The organism is Variovorax xiamenensis, from assembly GCF_050916385.1.
Classification (GTDB): domain Bacteria; phylum Pseudomonadota; class Gammaproteobacteria; order Burkholderiales; family Burkholderiaceae_C; genus Variovorax.
On sequence record NZ_CP139038.1, the window covers coordinates 1,637,362 to 1,655,019 of the forward strand.

Genomic DNA, 17,658 nt, shown 5'->3' on the forward strand with positions numbered 1-17,658 from the left:
GCCTGATCGGATTCACCCATGGCCCGCCTTCCGCGCCTCACGCTGGCTGACATGCCGCACCACGTGATCCAGCGCGGTAACAACCGCCAGCCGATCTTCACGGACCGCGCCGATCACGAGAAGCTGCTCGCGCTGCTGGCCGAGAACGCCACGCGCTTCGGCGTCGCGGTGCATGCCTACGTGCTGATGGACAACCACTTCCACCTGCTGGCCACGCCAGGCAGCACCACCGGGCTGCCGCAGTTCATGCAGTCGGTGGGCCGGGCCTATGTGCGCTACTTCAACGACCGCCATGGCCGCAGCGGCACGCTGTGGGAAGGACGCTACAGGTCGACGCTGATCCAGACCGACCGCTACCTGCTGACCTGCATGGCCTACATCGATCTCAACCCGGTGCGGGCGGGCATGGCGGCCGACGCGCGCGACTTCCCGTGGTCCAGCCATGCCCACTATGCCGGCCTGCGGCACGACCGGCTGCTGACGCCGCACCCGCTGTACTGGGAGCTCGGCAACACGCCGTTCGCGCGGGAGGCGGCTTACGTCGAATTGGTGCGCGCGGGCGTCCGCGCGGCCGATCAGAAAGCCCTGACCGAGGCAACCCTGCGGGGCTGGGCTGCCGGCGACGAAGATTTTCTCCAGAGCCTGCAGAAGTCCACCGAGCGCCGCGTGGTCAAGGCCAAGGCCGGCCGGCCGCCCTCGAACTCCCAATCCTGATCCGGAAAGCACGCCTCCATGCGTTGCATGGATTGGCTCCTCTGCTCCTGATTTTGATATGTCCCCAATTTAATTCCTATCGAAAAACTCAACATTTAAATGGAATCTGACCCCTATTAAAGTGTTTGGCATTCTTTGTGCAACGCAATATGCTCCGATTCCCTGCGAAAACTGAAGGAGCGCGCCATGACGACGGCTGCCGAGATCAAGCATCTCCAAGAACACGGTCTGTATTCCGCTGCCGACGAGCACGATGCCTGCGGCGTCGGTTTCGTTGCACACATCAAGGGCGAGAAAAGCCACGCCATCGTGCTGCAGGGCCTGAAGATCCTCGAAAACCTCGACCATCGCGGCGCAGTGGGCGCTGACAAGCTGATGGGCGACGGCGCCGGCATCCTGATCCAGCTGCCCGACCACCTGTACCGCGAAGAGATGGCGAAGCAGGGCGTCACGCTGCCCCCGCCGGGCGAATACGGCGTCGGCATGATCTTCCTGCCGAAGGAGCACGCCTCCCGCGAAGCCTGCGAGCAGGAAATGGAGCGCGCCATCAAGGCCGAAGGCCAGGTGCTGCTGGGCTGGCGCGACGTGCCGGTCAACCGCGACATGCCCATGTCGCCCACCGTGCGCGAAAAGGAGCCGCTGCTGCGCCAGGTGTTCATCGGCCGCGGCAACGACGTGATCGTTCAGGACGCGCTGGAACGCAAGCTCTACGTGATCCGCAAGACCGCCAGCGCCAACATCCAGCGCCTGAAGCTCAAGCACAGCAAGGAATACTACGTTCCCAGCATGTCGAGCCGCACCGTGGTCTACAAGGGCCTGCTGCTGGCCGACCAGGTCGGCACCTACTACCTCGACCTGCAGGACAAGCGCTGCGTCTCGGCCCTGGGCCTGGTGCACCAGCGCTTCTCGACCAACACCTTCCCCGAGTGGCCGCTGGCCCACCCGTACCGCTATGTCGCCCACAACGGCGAAATCAACACGGTCAAGGGCAACTACAACTGGATGAAGGCGCGCGAAGGCGTGATGTCCTCGCCCGTGCTGGGTGCCGACCTGCAGAAGCTCTACCCGATCAGCTTCGCCGGCCAGTCCGACACTGCCACCTTCGACAACTGCCTCGAGCTGCTGACGATGGCCGGCTACCCCATCAGCCAGGCCGTGATGATGATGATTCCCGAGCCCTGGGAACAGCACGCCACCATGGACCCGCGTCGTCGCGCTTTCTATGAGTACCACGCCGCCATGCTCGAGCCGTGGGACGGCCCGGCCTCCATCGTGTTCACCGACGGCCGCCAGATCGGCGCCACGCTCGACCGCAACGGCCTGCGTCCCTCGCGCTACTGCGTGACCGACGACGACCTGGTCATCATGGCTTCGGAGTCGGGCGTGCTGCCCGTGCCCGAGCAGAAGATCGTGCGCAAGTGGCGCCTGCAGCCCGGCAAGATGTTCCTGATCGACCTGGAGCAGGGCCGCCTGATCGACGACGAAGAGGTCAAGGCCAACCTCGCCAACAGCAAGCCCTACAAGCAGTGGATCGAGAACCTGCGCATCAAGCTCGACAGCGTGAAGGCCGAAGCCGCCGAGGCGGTCAAGGCGCCGCTGTCGCAGGTGCCGCTGCTCGACCGCCAGCAGGCCTTCGGCTACACCCAGGAAGACATCAAATTCCTGATGAGCCCGATGGCGCAGGCCGGCGAAGAGGGCATCGGCTCCATGGGCAACGACAGCCCGCTGGCCGTGCTCTCGAGCAAGAACAAGCCGCTGTACAACTACTTCAAGCAGCTGTTCGCGCAGGTCACGAACCCGCCGATCGACCCGATCCGCGAAGCCATCGTGATGTCGCTGGTGTCCTTCATCGGCCCCAAGCCGAACCTGCTGGACATCAACCAGGTCAACCCGCCGATGCGGCTCGAAGTGAGCCAGCCGATCCTCGACTTCGCCGATATGGCGAAGCTGCGCGACATCGGCAAGTACACGCAGGGCAAGTTCAAGAGCTACGTGCTCGACATCACCTACCCGCTCGCCTGGGGTGACGAGGGCGTCGAAGCCAAGCTGGCATCGCTGTGCGCCGAAGCCGTGGACGCCATCAAGGGCGGCAACAACATCCTGATCGTGAGCGACCGCGGCGTGAGCCCCACGCAGGTGGCCATTCCCGCCTTGCTGGCGCTGTCGGCCGTGCACCAGTACCTGGTGCGCGAGGGCCTGCGCACCACGGCCGGCCTCGTGGTCGAGACCGGCTCGGCGCGCGAAGTGCATCACTTCGGCGTGCTGGCGGGCTACGGCGCGGAAGCCGTGCACCCCTACCTCGCCATGGAGACGCTGGTCGCGATGCACGCCGACCTGCCGGGCGAGCTGAGCGCCGACAAGGCGGTCTACAACTACGTCAAGGCGATCGGCAAGGGTCTGTCGAAGATCATGTCGAAGATGGGTGTCAGCACCTACATGAGCTACTGCGGCGCGCAGCTGTTCGAAGCCATCGGCCTGAACAGCGAGACGGTGAGCAAGTACTTCACCGGCACCGCCAGCCGCGTGGAAGGCATCGGCGTCTTCGAGATCGCCGAGGAAGCCATCCGCATGCACAAGGCCGCCTTCGGCGACGACCCGGTGCTCGCCAACATGCTCGACGCCGGCGGCGAATACGCCTGGCGCACGCGCGGCGAAGAGCACATGTGGACGCCCGACGCCATCGCCAAGCTGCAGCACAGCACGCGCTCCAACAACTGGAACACGTACAAGGAATACGCGCAGCTCATCAACGACCAGAACCGCCGCCATCTCACGCTGCGCGGCCTGTTCGAATTCAAGATCGACCCGGCCAAGGCCATTCCGGTCGACGAGGTCGAGGCGGCGGCGGAAATCGTCAAGCGCTTCGCCACTGGCGCGATGTCGCTGGGCTCCATCAGCACCGAGGCGCACTCGGTGCTGGCCGTGGCCATGAACCGCATCGGCGGCAAGAGCAACACCGGCGAAGGCGGTGAAGACCCCGCGCGCTACCGCAACGAGCTCAAGGGCATCCCGATCAAGCAGGGCGACACGCTGCGCAGCATCGTCGGTGCCGAGAACGTCGAGGTCGACCTGCCGCTGAAGGACGGCGACTCGCTGCGCTCGCGCATCAAGCAGGTCGCGTCGGGCCGCTTCGGCGTCACGGCCGAGTACCTGCACTCGGCCGACCAGATCCAGATCAAGATGGCCCAGGGCGCCAAGCCGGGCGAGGGCGGCCAGCTGCCGGGCGGCAAGGTCACGCAGTACATCGGCAAGCAGCGCTACGCCGTGCCGGGCGTGGGCCTCATCTCGCCGCCGCCGCACCACGACATCTACTCGATCGAAGACCTCGCGCAGCTCATCCATGACCTGAAGAACACCGCGCCGCACGCCAGCATCAGCGTGAAGCTGGTGAGCGAGATCGGCGTGGGCACCATCGCCGCGGGCGTTGCCAAGTGCAAGAGCGACCACGTCGTGATCGCCGGCCATGACGGCGGCACGGGCGCATCGCCCTGGTCGTCGATCAAGCATGCGGGCAGCCCGTGGGAAATCGGCCTGGCCGAGACGCAGCAGACGCTGGTGCTCAACCGCCTGCGCAGCCGCATCCGCGTGCAGGCCGACGGCCAGATGAAGACCGGCCGCGACGTCGCCATCGGCGCGCTGCTGGGCGCCGATGAATTCGGCTTCGCCACCGCGCCGCTGGTGGTCGAGGGCTGCATCATGATGCGCAAGTGCCACCTGAACACCTGCCCGGTGGGCGTGGCCACGCAAGACCCGGTGCTGCGCAAGAAGTTCTCGGGCAAGCCCGAGCACGTCGTCAACTACTTCTTCTTCGTCGCGGAAGAAGTGCGCCAGATCATGGCCCAACTGGGCATCCGCAAGTTCGATGACCTGATCGGCCGCGCCGACCTGCTCGACATGCGCAAGGGCATCGAGCACTGGAAGGCCGCGGGCCTGGACTTCAGCCGCCTGTTCGCGCTGCCGAACGTGCCGGCCGACGTGCCGCGCTTCCATGTCGAGACGCAGGACCACGGCCTGGACAAGGCGCTGGACGTCAAGCTCATCGAGAAGTCGCGTCCCGCCATCGACAAGGGCGAGAAGGTGCAGTTCATCGAGGTGGCGCGCAACGTCAACCGCTCGGTGGGCGCGATGCTCTCGGGCGCACTGACCAAGGTGCATCCGCAGGGCCTGCCCGACGACTCGATCCGCATCCAGCTCGAAGGCACGGGCGGCCAGTCGTTCGGCGCCTTCCTGGCGCGCGGCATCACGCTGTACCTGATCGGCGACGCCAACGACTACACCGGCAAGGGTCTCTCGGGCGGCCGCGTGGTGGTGCGCCCCAGCCTCGACTTCCGCGGCGAAGCGGCGCGCAACACCATCGTCGGCAACACCGCGCTGTACGGCGCGACCACCGGCGAGGCCTACCTGTGCGGCGTGGCGGGCGAGCGCTTCGCGGTTCGCCTGTCTGGCGCCACGGCGGTCATCGAAGGCACCGGCGACCACGGTTGCGAATACATGACCGGCGGCACGGTGGCCGTGCTCGGCAAGACGGGCCGCAACTTCGCGGCCGGCATGAGCGGCGGCGTCGCCTTCGTCTACGACGAGGACGGCCAGTTCTCCACGCGCTGCAACCTGTCGATGGTCTCCCTCGAGAAGGTGCTGACCTCGGCCGAGCAGACCGCCAGCGTGCACCGCAAGATCTGGCACGGCGGCGAGACCGACGAGGCCCAGCTGAAGAAGCTGCTCGAGGAGCACCACCGCTGGACCGGCAGCAAGCGCGCGCGCGAGCTGCTCGACAACTGGGCCGTCTCGCGCACGAAGTTCGTGAAGGTGTTCCCGAACGAATACAAGCGCGCGCTCGCCGAGCTGCACGACCGCAAGGTCGAGCTCACGAGCAGCGGCAACAACGCGCACATCGGCCTGGAGCCGCACGCGCTGGCCGCCCCCGCACCGCAGACGGCACCGGCTTCGGTCTGAGCGCCCACGAGTAGAGAGAACAAAGGAAAGCACGATGGGAAAGATCACCGGCTTCATGGAGCATGAGCGTGTTGAAGAGGGCTACAAGCCCGTCGACGAGCGCCTCAAGCACTACAAGGAATTCGTCGTCGGCCTGAACACCGACCAGGCCAAGGTGCAGGGCGCGCGCTGCATGGACTGCGGCACGCCGTTCTGCAACAGCGGCTGCCCGGTCAACAACATCATTCCGGACTTCAACGACCTGGTGTACCGCAACGACTGGCAGAACGCCTTCGCGGTGCTCGATTCGACCAACAACTTCCCCGAGTTCACCGGCCGCATCTGCCCCGCACCCTGCGAGGCAGCCTGCGTGCTCAATGTGAACGACGACGCGGTCGGCATCAAGTCGCTGGAGCACGCGATCATCGACCGCGCCTGGGACGAAGGCTGGGTGGCGCCGCGCGTCGCCAAGCACAAGACCGGCAAGAAGGTGGCGGTGGTGGGTTCGGGCCCGGCCGGCATGGCGGCGGCCCAGCAGCTCGCGCGCGCCGGCCACGACGTGACGCTCTTCGAGAAGAACGACCGCATCGGCGGCCTGCTGCGCTACGGCATTCCCGACTTCAAGATGGAGAAGTCGCACATCGACCGCCGCGTCGAGCAGATGAAGGCCGAAGGCGTGGTGTTCCGCACCGGCGTGATCGTCGGCGCCGCGAAGGACCCGCTGGGCAAGGGCTCCAAGGTCACGAACCTGGCCAAGGAAACCGTCACGCCCGAGCAGCTGCAGAAGGAGTTCGACGCCGTGCTGCTCACCGGCGGCGCGGAGCAGTCGCGCGACCTGCCGGTTCCCGGCCGCGACCTCGACGGCATCCATTTCGCGATGGAGTTCCTGCCGCAGCAGAACCGCGTGAACGCGGGCGACAAGGTCAAGGGCCAGCTGCGCGCCGACGGCAAGCATGTGATCGTCATCGGCGGTGGCGACACCGGCTCCGACTGCGTGGGCACCAGCAACCGCCACGGCGCCGTCAGCGTCACGCAGTTCGAACTGATGCCGCAGCCGCCCGAGGAAGAGAACCGTCCGCTGACCTGGCCCTACTGGCCGATCAAGCTGCGCACCAGCTCCAGCCATGAGGAAGGCTGCGAGCGCGAGTTCGCGATCTCGACCAAGGAGTTCATCGGAGAGAAGGGCAAAGTCACCGGCCTGAAGACCGTTCGCGTCGAATGGAAGGACGGCAAGATGCAGGAAGTGGCCGGCAGCGAGCAGGTGCTCAAGGCCGACCTGGTGCTGCTCGCCATGGGCTTCGTGAGCCCCGTGGCCAATGTGCTCGATGCCTTCGGCGTGGAAAAGGATGCGCGCGGCAACGCCCGCGCAACGGTCGACTTCATCGGCGGCTATGCCACCAACGTTCCGAAGGTCTTTGCAGCGGGCGACATCCGCCGCGGACAGTCGCTGGTGGTGTGGGCGATTCGCGAAGGCCGCCAGGCCGCGCGCTCCGTGGATGAGTTTCTGATGGGCTTCAGCGACCTGCCTCGCTGAGTAGAGGGTTCACTGCGCCAGGGGCCTTTGTCCAAGGGTTCCTGACGAGGGTCTGACGGCCGCCGCGCTGAATTTTGTTTCAGTTTCGCGGGGCCGGTCACGGCTTCGTTATCATCCGCGTCAAACCGCATGCCGGGATGCTTGAAAGGGCGCCCGGCTTTTTTATTGAGATGGACCCCGCCACTCCGCTGCCACATCCCTTCGTAGAGTTTCGCGACGTCAGGTTCGGCTATGGTGCGCGCACCATTCTCGACGGCGTCTCGTTCGCCGTACCTCGCGGCAAGGTGACGGCGCTGATGGGCGCCTCGGGCGGCGGCAAGACCACCGTGCTGCGCCTGATCGGTGGACAGCAGAAGGCGCAGCGCGGCGAAGTGCTCTTCGACGGCAACGATGTCGGCAAGATGGATGTGAGCGCCCTCTACGCGGCACGTCGGCGCATGGGCATGCTGTTCCAGTTCGGCGCGCTGTTCACCGACATGAGCGTGTTCGACAACGTGGCGTTCCCGCTGCGCGAGCACACGCAACTCTCGGAGGCGCTGGTGCGCGACGTGGTGCTCATGAAACTCGACGCCGTCGGCCTGCGCGGCGCGCGTGACCTGATGCCCAGCGAGGTGTCGGGGGGCATGGCCCGGCGCGTGGCGCTGGCGCGTGCCATTGCGCTCGACCCCGACCTCGTGATGTACGACGAGCCTTTTGCCGGTCTCGACCCGATCTCGCTCGGCACGGCCGCGCGCCTGATCCGCCAGCTGAATGATGCGCTCGGGCTCACCAGCATCATCGTGTCGCACGACCTGGAAGAAACCTTCCGCATCGCCGACCACGTGATCATCCTGGCCAACGGCGGCATCGCGGCGCAGGGCACGCCCGCCGAGGTGCGCGAGAGCGCCGATCCGCTGGTTCATCAGTTCGTCAATGCGCTGCCCGACGGGCCCGTGCATTTCCATTACCCGGGCGTCAGCATCGAAGCGGACTTCGGCAATGTCGAGGGAGGGCGCTCATGACCTGGTGGAAGCCAGCCGATGCCGGCTTTGCCACGCGCAGCCATCTGGCCAACCTTGGCTACGGCGCGAAGCTCTTCATGCGCCTGGTCGGACCGGGCGCGCAGATCCTGCGCCGCTTCGGGCTGGTGCGCGACCAGATCCATTTCCTGGGCAACTACTCGCTGGCGATCATCGGCGTGTCGGGCCTGTTCGTGGGCTTCGTGCTCGGACTGCAGATGTATTACGCGCTGCAGCGCTACGGATCTTCCGAGGCGCTGGGCCTGCTGGTCGCGCTGAGCCTTGTGCGCGAACTCGGGCCGGTGGTGGCAGCATTGCTTTTCACCGGGCGCGCCGGCACCTCGCTGACGGCCGAGATCGGCCTCATGAAGGCCGACGAGCAATTGAGCGCCATGGAGATGATGGCGATCGACCCGGTGCAGCGCGTGCTCGCGCCGCGCTTCTGGGCCGGCGTCATCACCATGCCGCTGCTGGCGGCGGTGTTCAGCGCGGTCGGCATCCTGGGCGGCTACGTGGTGGGCGTGATGATGCTGGGCGTGGACCCGGGCGCGTTCTGGGGGCAGATGCAGGGCGGCGTCGACGTGTGGCGCGACGTCGGCAACGGCGTCATCAAGAGCATCGTCTTCGGCTTCACCGTGACCTTCATCGCACTGCTGCAGGGCTACGAGGCCCAGCCCACGCCCGAGGGCGTTTCGCGCGCGACCACGCGGACCGTGGTGTCCGCGTCGCTGGCCGTGCTGGGGCTGGACTTCCTGCTCACCGCCATGATGTTCAGCATCTGAAGAGGCCCGGCCTCCTTCGTTCTAGATAGACAGAGAGTCAAACCATGCAACGTTCCAACAACGACATCTGGGTCGGCCTGTTCGTCCTGATCGGCGCTGCTGCGCTGCTGTTTCTTGCGCTGCAGTCGGCCAACCTGCTGAGCCTGAACTTCCAGAAGACCTATTCGGTCACGGCGCGCTTCGACAACATCGGCGGCCTCAAGCCGCAGACCGCAGTGAAGAGCGCGGGGGTGGTGGTCGGCCGTGTGGAATCCATCTCCTTCAACGACAAGACATTTCAGGCAGACGTCACACTGGCTTTGCAAAACCGCTACAGTTTTCCCAAGGACAGTTCGCTCAAGATCCTGACCAGTGGCCTGCTCGGCGAGCAGTACATCGGGATCGAGGCGGGCGCCGAAGACAAGAACTTGCAAGCCGGCGACACCATCACCGCGACCCAGTCGGCCGTGGTGCTGGAAAACCTGATCAGCCAGTTCCTGTACAGCAAGGCGGCGGAGGGAAATTCGACGTCTGGAACAGCCAATAAAAAATGAAAACACGATCTTCTTTGTCTTTTGCTATGAATAACGTAGCAAATCGGGCCCGCTGGATTGGTGCCAGCGCCGTGCTCGCGCTGGTCGCCGGTTGCGCGACCGGCCCCAACGCCAATCCCGCCGACCCCTTCGAGCCGTTCAACCGCGGCGTCTCGCGCTTCAACGACGCCGTCGACGACGCCGTGCTGGTGCCAGCGGCCACGGCCTACCAGAACGTGCTGCCCTCGATGGTGCGCACGGGCGTGAACAATTTCTTCGGCAACATCGGCGACGTCTGGAACCTGGCCAACAACGTGGCCCAGCTCAAGCTGCAGAACAGTGCCGAGACCTTCATGCGGCTGAACGTCAACACCATCTTCGGCCTGGGTGGCGTGCTGGACGTGGCGACCGAGGCGGGCATTCCCCGCCACGAGGAAGACTTCGGCCAGACCCTGGGCTACTGGGGCGTGGGCGCCGGCCCGTACGTGGTGCTGCCGCTGCTGGGCTCCTCCACGCTGCGCGACACCGCGGCCAAGCCGCTCGACGTGTGGGGCGACCCGCTGGGCCATGTGGAAGACATCCCCTGGCGCAATTCGCTGACGGTTCTGCGAGTCGTCGACACGCGCTCGCAGTACCTGCGCGCGAGCCGCCTGCTGGGCGACGCGGCGCTCGACAAGTATTCGTTCACGCGCGACGCGTTCCTGCAGCGCCGCCGCAGCCAGGTCTACGACGGCAATCCGCCGGACGACGGCGGCGGTACCGACAAGGGCGCCGACAAATAACCAGAGAAAAAGTACCGCCGGGAAGAGGAGTGCTTGCATCCGGTTGCAAGGCTTCACCCGCCAGACAGGAACCCGGTCGGCCCCATGGGGCTCGAATCCGTTCCTGTCTCAGCAGCCGGTGGTTCCGGATGCCTGCGGATTTTCAAACTTGAATGAGGGACTCTCCATGAACAACAAGACCTTGCAACGTCGCGATCTCGGCCGCCTGGTGCTGGCCGGTGCACTGCTGTTCGGTGCCGCCGTCGCATTCGTCCAGCCTGCCCGCGCAGCGGACGAAGCGCCCGACGCGCTCGTCAAGCGCCTGTCGACCGACGTGCTCGAGACGATCAAGGCCGACTCGTCCATCAAGTCGGGCGACGTCAACAAGATCATGGTGCTGGTCGACAGCAAGATCATGCCGAACGTCAACTTCCAGCGCATGACCGCCTCGGCCGTCGGCCCGGCCTGGCGTACCGCCACCCCCGAGCAGCAGAAGCGCCTGCAGGACGAGTTCAAGGCCCTGCTCGTTCGCACCTACGCCGGCGCGCTCGACCAGGTGACTGACCAGACCGTCACCGTGCGTCCGTTCCGCGGTTCGCCCGACGACAAGGACGTGCTGGTGCGCACCGAGGTCAAGGGCCGCGGCGACCCGGTCCAGCTCGACTACCGCCTCGAGAAGACCCCCGGCCAGGGCGCCGGCTGGAAGGTCTACAACCTCAACGTGCTGGGCGTCTGGCTGGTCGATACCTACCGCACTCAGTTCGCGCAGGAAATCAACAAGAGCGGCATCGACGGACTGATCGCCGCGCTGGCCGCGCGCAACAAGGGCAACGGCAAGAGCTGAGCGGGAGCTGCGCGCGATGCTGGTCCTGCCCGCCCGACTCACCCATGACGAGGCTCCCGCCTGCATGCGCATGCTGCAGCAGGGGCTGAAGGGCCAGGCCGATTCGTCGTCCACCGTGGTCGACGCGACGGCGCTGACCCAGTTCGATTCCTCGGCACTGGCCGTGCTGCTGGAATGCCGGCGCGAATCGAGCGCGCTGGGCCGGGGGTTCTCCGTCAAGGGCCTGTCGCCCCGGCTGCGCGAGTTGGCCGCGCTGTACGGCATTGCGGGCCTTTTGCCGGCCGCGCCCTGAAAAAGTAACGGCACCTTAAAATCGCGGGCTCCCATGCCCGCGATCTCATTCCAGTCGGTCTCCAAGACCTATCCCCCCTCCAGACAGCAGAAAGCCCAGGGCAAGCCGGGGCTCAAGGCGGTCGACGAGGTCAGCTTCCAGATCGAAGAGGGCGAGTTCTTCGGCCTGCTCGGCCCGAACGGCGCGGGAAAGACCACCCTGATCAGCATGCTCGCCGGCCTTTCGCGGCCCACGGCGGGCGCCATCAGCGTCCATGGATTCGACGTGCAGCGCGACTACGCGCAGGCGCGCCGCCAGCTCGGCATCGTGCCGCAGGAGCTGGTGTTCGACCCCTTCTTCAACGTGCGCGAGTCGCTGCGCATCCAGTCGGGCTACTTCGGAATCACCAACAACGAAGCCTGGATCGACGAGCTGCTGCAGAGCCTGGGCCTCGCCGACAAGGCCACGGCCAACATGCGCCAGCTCTCCGGCGGCATGAAGCGCCGCGTGCTGGTGGCGCAGGCGCTGGTGCACAAGCCGCCGGTGATCGTGCTCGACGAGCCCACGGCCGGTGTCGACGTGGAGCTGCGCCAGACGCTGTGGCAGTTCGTCGCAAGGCTCAACAAGCAGGGCAGCACCGTGCTGCTCACCACCCATTACCTCGAAGAGGCTGAGGCGCTGTGCAGCCGTATCGCGATGCTCAAGCTCGGCAAGGTGATCGCGCTCGACCGCACCAGCGAGCTGCTGAAGTCGGCCGCGAGCAACGTGCTGCGCTTCAAGACCGACGCCATGCTGCCCTGGGCCATCGCCCAGCATGCGCGCATCACCGGGCGCATCGTGCAGCTGCCGGCGCAGAACGCGCATGAAGTCGAACAACTGCTGGCCGCGATCCGCGAAGCCGGCGTCGCGGTGGAAGACGTGGAAATGCGCAAGGCCGACCTCGAAGACGTGTTCATCGACCTGATGGCCGGCGAACAGACCCCGCTGGAGGTGGCGCGATGATGGCCGTCACGGGTTGGCGCGCGCTGCTCTACAAGGAAACGCTGCGCTTCTGGAAGGTCGGCTTCCAGACCGTGGGCGCCCCGGTGCTCACCGCGCTGCTCTACCTGATGGTGTTCGGCCATGTGCTCGAAGACCACGTGAAGGTCTACGGTACGGTCGGCTACACCGCTTTCCTGGTGCCGGGCCTCGTGATGATGAGCGTGCTGCAGAACGCCTTCGCCAACAGCTCGTCGTCGATCATCCAGAGCAAGATCATGGGCAACCTGGTCTTCGTGCTGCTCACGCCGCTGTCGCACTGGGGCTGGTTCTTCGCCTACGTGGGCTCCTCGATCATCCGCGGGCTGGCCGTGGGCGTGGGCGTGTTCGCGGTCACCATCTTCTTCGCCGTGCCGGGCTTCGAGGCGCCGGTGTGGATCCTGGTGTTCGCGCTGCTCGGCTCGGCCATGCTGGGCACGCTGGGCCTCATCGCCGGTCTCTGGGCCGAGAAGTTCGACCAGATGGCGGTGTTCCAGAACTTCCTGATCATGCCCATGACCTTCCTGTCGGGCGTGTTCTATTCGATCGGCTCGCTGCCGCCGTTCTGGCAGAAGGTCAGCCACCTGAATCCGTTCTTCTACATGATCGACGGCTTCCGCTACGGCTTCTTCGGCGTGAGCGACGCCTCGCCCTGGCTCAGCCTGGGCATCGTCGGCACCGCGTGGCTGGTGGTGAGCGCCATCGCCGTCCACCTCCTGCGCACAGGCTACAAAATCCGGGGCTAGACAATGGCTCTCCCCCAGGCTTCGCGCACTTCGTGTCGCTTCGCCAACCCCCTTCCGGGGGCAACACCAGCGGCCCGGCAAAGCCGGTTCCGCGGTGTTCCCCAATGAATACCTGCCTCAAATGACCGCTGCCGAACTCCAAGCCCTGATCCAGTCCCACCTGCCGTGCGAGCACATCTCGCTGGAGGGCGATGGCCGACATTGGTACGCGACCATCGTCTCGGCCGAATTCGAGGGCAAGCGCTCGATCCAGCGCCACCAGCGGGTCTACGCGACCCTGGGTGCGAAAATGCACACCGACGAGGTGCATGCGCTTTCGATGAAGACATACACGCCGGCCGAATGGGCGGCGGTGGAAAAATAACTCCCCGGCCCCTCGTGGCCTCCTGATTTCGCTGGAACTTCGATGGACAAACTTCTGATTCGCGGCGGGCGAGAGCTCCGCGGCGAAGTACTCATTTCCGGCGCCAAGAACGCAGCGCTGCCCGAACTGTGCGCGGCCCTGCTGACCGACCAGCCCGTCGTGCTGCACAACGTGCCGCGCCTGCAGGACGTGTCGACCATGCTCAAGCTGGTGCGCAACATGGGCGTTTCGGCCGAGCGCGACGACAACGGCACCGTTCAGCTGAATGCGGCCGAACTCACCAAGCCCGAGGCACCCTACGAGCTGGTCAAGACCATGCGGGCTTCCGTGCTGGCCCTGGGCCCGCTGCTGGCGCGCTTCGGCCATGCCAAGGTGTCGCTGCCCGGCGGCTGCGCCATCGGCTCACGGCCGGTCGACCAGCACATCAAGGGCCTGCAGGCCATGGGTGCCGAGATCGTGGTCGAGCACGGCTACATGGTCGCGCGGCTGCCGGCCGGGCGCACCCGCCTGAAGGGCGCGCGCATCCTGACCGACATGGTCACCGTCACCGGCACCGAGAACTTCCTCATGGCCGCCGCGCTGGCCGAGGGCGAGACGCTGCTCGAGAACGCCGCGCAGGAGCCCGAGATCGTCGATCTGGCCGAAATGCTGATCCGCATGGGCGCGAAGATCGAAGGCCATGGCACCAGTCACATCCGCATCCAGGGCGTCGAGAAACTGCACGGTTGCGAACACGCCGTGGTGGCCGACCGCATCGAGGCCGGCACCTTCATGTGCGCCGTGGCGGCCACGGGCGGCGAGGCTTTCCTGCGCCATGCGCGCGGCGACCACCTCGACGCCGTGATCGACAAGCTGCGCGACGCGGGCTGCAAGGTCACGCCCGAGAAGGACGGCGTGCGCATCAGCTCCAGGGGTCCAGCCTACGAGCACCTGAAGGCGCAGAGCTTCAGCACCACCGAGTACCCGGGCTTCCCGACCGACATGCAGGCCCAGTTCATGGCGCTGAACGTGATCGCGCGAGGCGCTTCGATGGTCACCGAGACGATCTTCGAAAACCGCTTCATGCACGTGAACGAGATGGTCCGCCTGGGCGCCAGCATCCACGTCGAGGGCAAGGTCGCAATGGTCGAGGGCGTGCAGCAGCTCTCGGGCGCCACCGTGATGGCCACCGACCTGCGCGCTTCGGCCAGCCTCGTCATCGCCGGCCTCGTGGCAGAGGGCGAGACGCTGGTCGACCGCATCTACCACCTCGATCGTGGCTACGACCGCATGGAGTCCAAGCTGCGTGGCCTGGGCGCCGACATTGAACGACTGACCGGAGCGGCTGCCGCATGATCACCTTGGCTCTTTCCAAAGGCCGCATCTTCGAAGAGACGATGCCCCTGCTGGCCGCCGCCGGCATCGAGGTCACCGAAGACCCCGAGAAGTCGCGCAAGCTGATTCTCGAAACCACCCGCCCCGACGTGCGCGTGGTGCTGGTGCGCGCCTCCGACGTGCCGACCTACGTGCAGTACGGTGGCGCAGACCTCGGCGTGACCGGCCTCGACGTGCTGCTCGAGCACGGCAACCAGGGCCTGTACCAGCCGCTCGATTTGCGCATCGCGGCTTGCCGCCTGAGCGTGGCCGTGCGCGCCGACTACGACTACGCATCGGCCGTGAAGCAGGGCTCGCGCCTGCGCGTGGCCACCAAGTACGTGGGCCTTGCGCGCGACTTCTTCGCCAGCAAGGGCGTGCACGTCGACCTGATCAAGCTCTACGGCAGCATGGAGCTGGCGCCGCTCACGGGCCTGGCCGACGCCATCGTCGACCTGGTTTCCACCGGCAACACGCTCAAGGCCAACCACCTCGTCGAGGTCGAACGCATCATGGACATCAGCGCGCGCCTCGTGGTGAACCAGGCCGCGCTCAAGCTCAAGCGCGAGCCGATCCGCCGCATCGTCGACGCCTTCGCGTCAGCCATTCCTTCCGCCTGAACCCTTTCACCCACTCAAATGACCTCGAAAGCAGCCCCCGCCCGTCTGTCCACGACTTCAGCCAGCTTCGACGCTGAATTCAAGGCGCGGCTGCATTGGTCCGCGGACGACGATGCGGCCATCGAGAAGGTGGTGGCGGACATCCTCGCCGACGTGCAGAGGCGTGGCGACGAGGCGGTGCTCGAGTACACCAATCGTTTCGACAAGCTGGGCGCGAAGACGCTGCCGGAGCTGGAGCTGACCCAAGCCGAGCTCAAGGCGGCCTTCGAGGCGTTGCCGGCCGCGCAGCGCGACGCGCTCGAGGCCGCCGCGCGCCGCGTGCGCAGCTACCACGAGGCCCAGAAGAAGGCCAGCGGCGAAAGCTGGAGCTACCGCGACGCCGACGGCACGCTGCTGGGCCAGAAAGTCACGCCGCTCGACCGCGTCGGCATCTACGTGCCGGGCGGCAAGGCTGCCTATCCGTCGAGTGTGCTGATGAACGCCATTCCCGCGCACGTCGCAGGCGTTGGCGAAATCATCATGGTGGTGCCGACCCCGAAGGGAGAGAAGAACCAGCTCGTGCTCGCCGCCGCCTACGTGGCCGGCGTGACGCGCGGCTTCACGATCGGCGGCGCCCAGGCCGTGGCCGCGCTGGCCTATGGCACCGCCACCGTTCCCGCCGTCGACAAGATCACCGGCCCTGGCAACGCCTATGTGGCGGCCGCCAAGCGCCGCGTGTTCGGCACCGTGGGCATCGACATGATCGCGGGCCCGAGCGAAATTCTCGTGCTGGCCGACGGCACCACGCCGCCCGAATGGGTGGCCATGGACCTGTTCAGCCAGGCCGAGCACGATGAACTGGCCCAGAGCATCCTGCTGTGTCCCGATGCGGCCTACATCGACCGCGTGCAGGCCGAGATCGACCGCCTGCTGCCCTCCATGCCGCGCGCGGAAATCATCGCCGCCTCGCTCAACGGCCGCGGTGCGCTGATCCACACGAAGAGCATGGAAGAGGCCTGCGAGATCAGCAACCGCATCGCTCCCGAGCATCTGGAAGTTAGCAGCAGCGAGCCGGGCCGCTGGGAGCCGCTGCTGCGCCACGCCGGCGCGATCTTCCTCGGCGCCTTCACCAGCGAAAGCCTGGGCGACTACTGCGCCGGGCCGAACCACGTGCTGCCCACCAGCGGCACGGCGCGTTTCTCCAGCCCGCTGGGCGTGTACGACTTCCAGAAGCGCTCCAGCCTGATCGAGGTCAGCGAGGCTGGCGCGCAGGTGCTGGGCCCGGTGGCAGTGACGCTGGCCGAGGGCGAGGGCCTGCAGGCGCACGCCGAGGCCGCCCGGATGCGGCTGCGTAAGATCTGAGCTCCAACAACCCGTCCTTGGGGGGAGCAAGCAAGATGATCGATCGTCTCTTTGGTTCGCGTCTGTTCAGGTTTGCCGCGACGGCCGTCGCGGGCGCCGCACTGCTGGCCGCCTGCAGCCAGATGCCGCAGGCGCCGCGCGCATCTGTCGCCGCCACCGCAACGCCCAGCGCCGCCGCGCCTGCCGCGCCCGCGCCGCAACTCGGCACCCAGTGGGGCGAGGGCATCGAATCGAAGACCCGCGCGGTCGTCACCAAGCGGCTGTCCGACCGGCCGGATGACCTGGCCTCGGTGGGCTACAACGAAGCCTCCGCCGTGCGCCGTGCCGTGGGTTCCAACCCCGAGCGGCGCCTGAACCTGCTGCTGGCCGATGGCGATGTCGAATGGTCGGTGCTCGACGAGGACGGCCGCCCGCTGCCGCTGCAGCGCGCCCGCCGGGGCAGCGGCGGCGACGACATGTTCCGCCTAGCCGGCGTCGAAGGCTCGCGCTACACGCTGCGCTTTCGCAACCTGAGCGAGCGCAGCTACGAGGTGATCGCCACGGTCGACGGCCTCGACGTGCTCAACGGCAAGCCCGGCAGCCTGCGCAACGGCGGCTACGTGCTGCGGCCGCTGGAGTCGCTGACCATCGAAGGCTTCCGCAAGAGCCAGAACGAGGTGGCGGCCTTCCGTTTCTCGGCGCCGGGCCGTGCCTATGCCGCGAACAACGAGGCCGGCGACGTGCGCAACGTCGGCGTGATCGGCGCCGCCCTGTTCGAGCTGGAGGAGCGCGACGCGCCCCGCCGCCAGCGCCGCGACGCCGTGCCGCAGCAGCCCAGTGCCTTCCCCGCCGACGGCGCCTACGCGCCGCCGCCGCGCTACCGCAAGTGA

At 66.6% G+C, this 17,658-nt stretch carries 16 protein-coding genes; all 16 read left to right on the top strand.

Features of this window, described 5'->3' with window-relative positions; translation table 11 throughout:
• Window positions 1-18 precede the first annotated feature (18 nt).
• The 16 genes from SFB74_RS07020 (at window position 19) to SFB74_RS07095 (ending at window position 17,658) form a co-directional block, all read left to right on the top strand.
• Window positions 19-714, top strand: coding sequence for a transposase (locus SFB74_RS07020; protein ID WP_432730054.1), 696 nt, complete (start codon window positions 19-21; stop codon window positions 712-714).
• A gap of 186 nt (window positions 715-900) precedes the next feature.
• On the top strand, window positions 901-5,667 hold the full coding sequence (locus SFB74_RS07025) for a glutamate synthase-related protein (protein ID WP_432730055.1): 4,767 nt from the start codon (window positions 901-903) through the stop codon (window positions 5,665-5,667).
• Window positions 5,668-5,701: 34 nt separating this feature from the next.
• The gene (locus SFB74_RS07030; protein WP_432730057.1) at window positions 5,702-7,180 is read left to right on the top strand and encodes a glutamate synthase subunit beta; all 1,479 of its coding nucleotides are present in this window, start codon (window positions 5,702-5,704) and stop codon (window positions 7,178-7,180) included.
• A 137-nt stretch (window positions 7,181-7,317) separates the two neighbouring features.
• The gene (locus SFB74_RS07035) at window positions 7,318-8,181 is read left to right on the top strand and encodes an ABC transporter ATP-binding protein (RefSeq protein ID WP_432730058.1); all 864 of its coding nucleotides are present in this window, start codon (window positions 7,318-7,320) and stop codon (window positions 8,179-8,181) included.
• Window positions 8,178-8,960 (top strand): lipid asymmetry maintenance ABC transporter permease subunit MlaE, encoded by a 783-nt coding sequence (mlaE, locus tag SFB74_RS07040; protein WP_432730059.1) that lies wholly within the window; start codon window positions 8,178-8,180, stop codon window positions 8,958-8,960. The genes SFB74_RS07035 and mlaE overlap by 4 nt, the downstream gene beginning before the upstream one ends.
• A 44-nt stretch (window positions 8,961-9,004) precedes the next feature.
• Complete coding sequence (gene mlaD, locus SFB74_RS07045) at window positions 9,005-9,493, top strand: outer membrane lipid asymmetry maintenance protein MlaD (RefSeq protein ID WP_093196378.1); 489 nt, start codon at window positions 9,005-9,007, stop codon at window positions 9,491-9,493.
• Window positions 9,494-9,519: 26 nt separating this feature from the next.
• The gene (locus SFB74_RS07050; protein WP_432730060.1) at window positions 9,520-10,254 is read left to right on the top strand and encodes an MlaA family lipoprotein; all 735 of its coding nucleotides are present in this window, start codon (window positions 9,520-9,522) and stop codon (window positions 10,252-10,254) included.
• Between the two features lie 166 nt (window positions 10,255-10,420).
• Window positions 10,421-11,077, top strand: a complete 657-nt coding sequence (locus SFB74_RS07055) for an MlaC/ttg2D family ABC transporter substrate-binding protein (RefSeq protein ID WP_432730061.1) — start codon at window positions 10,421-10,423, stop codon at window positions 11,075-11,077.
• A gap of 16 nt (window positions 11,078-11,093) precedes the next feature.
• Complete coding sequence (locus SFB74_RS07060; protein WP_093196373.1) at window positions 11,094-11,369, top strand: STAS domain-containing protein; 276 nt, start codon at window positions 11,094-11,096, stop codon at window positions 11,367-11,369.
• Between the two features lie 33 nt (window positions 11,370-11,402).
• The gene (locus tag SFB74_RS07065; protein ID WP_093196372.1) at window positions 11,403-12,350 is read left to right on the top strand and encodes an ABC transporter ATP-binding protein; all 948 of its coding nucleotides are present in this window, start codon (window positions 11,403-11,405) and stop codon (window positions 12,348-12,350) included.
• A complete protein-coding gene (locus tag SFB74_RS07070; RefSeq protein WP_432730062.1) occupies window positions 12,347-13,111 on the top strand; it encodes an ABC transporter permease in 765 nt (254 codons plus the stop codon). Before SFB74_RS07065 ends, SFB74_RS07070 begins: the two co-directional genes overlap by 4 nt.
• Window positions 13,112-13,232: 121 nt before the next feature.
• Window positions 13,233-13,475 carry a BolA family protein gene (locus SFB74_RS07075; protein WP_126182676.1) on the top strand — a complete coding sequence of 81 codons (243 nt, stop codon included), beginning with the start codon at window positions 13,233-13,235 and terminating at the stop codon, window positions 13,473-13,475.
• Between the two features lie 42 nt (window positions 13,476-13,517).
• Window positions 13,518-14,810 (top strand): UDP-N-acetylglucosamine 1-carboxyvinyltransferase, encoded by a 1,293-nt coding sequence (gene murA, locus SFB74_RS07080; protein ID WP_432730063.1) that lies wholly within the window; start codon window positions 13,518-13,520, stop codon window positions 14,808-14,810.
• A complete protein-coding gene (hisG, locus tag SFB74_RS07085) occupies window positions 14,807-15,448 on the top strand; it encodes an ATP phosphoribosyltransferase (RefSeq protein ID WP_125947516.1) in 642 nt (213 codons plus the stop codon). The genes murA and hisG overlap by 4 nt, the downstream gene beginning before the upstream one ends.
• Before the next feature lie 18 nt (window positions 15,449-15,466).
• Window positions 15,467-16,789, top strand: a complete 1,323-nt coding sequence (gene hisD, locus SFB74_RS07090; protein ID WP_432730064.1) for a histidinol dehydrogenase — start codon at window positions 15,467-15,469, stop codon at window positions 16,787-16,789.
• Window positions 16,790-16,824: 35 nt separating this feature from the next.
• The gene (locus tag SFB74_RS07095; RefSeq protein ID WP_432730065.1) at window positions 16,825-17,658 is read left to right on the top strand and encodes a hypothetical protein; all 834 of its coding nucleotides are present in this window, start codon (window positions 16,825-16,827) and stop codon (window positions 17,656-17,658) included.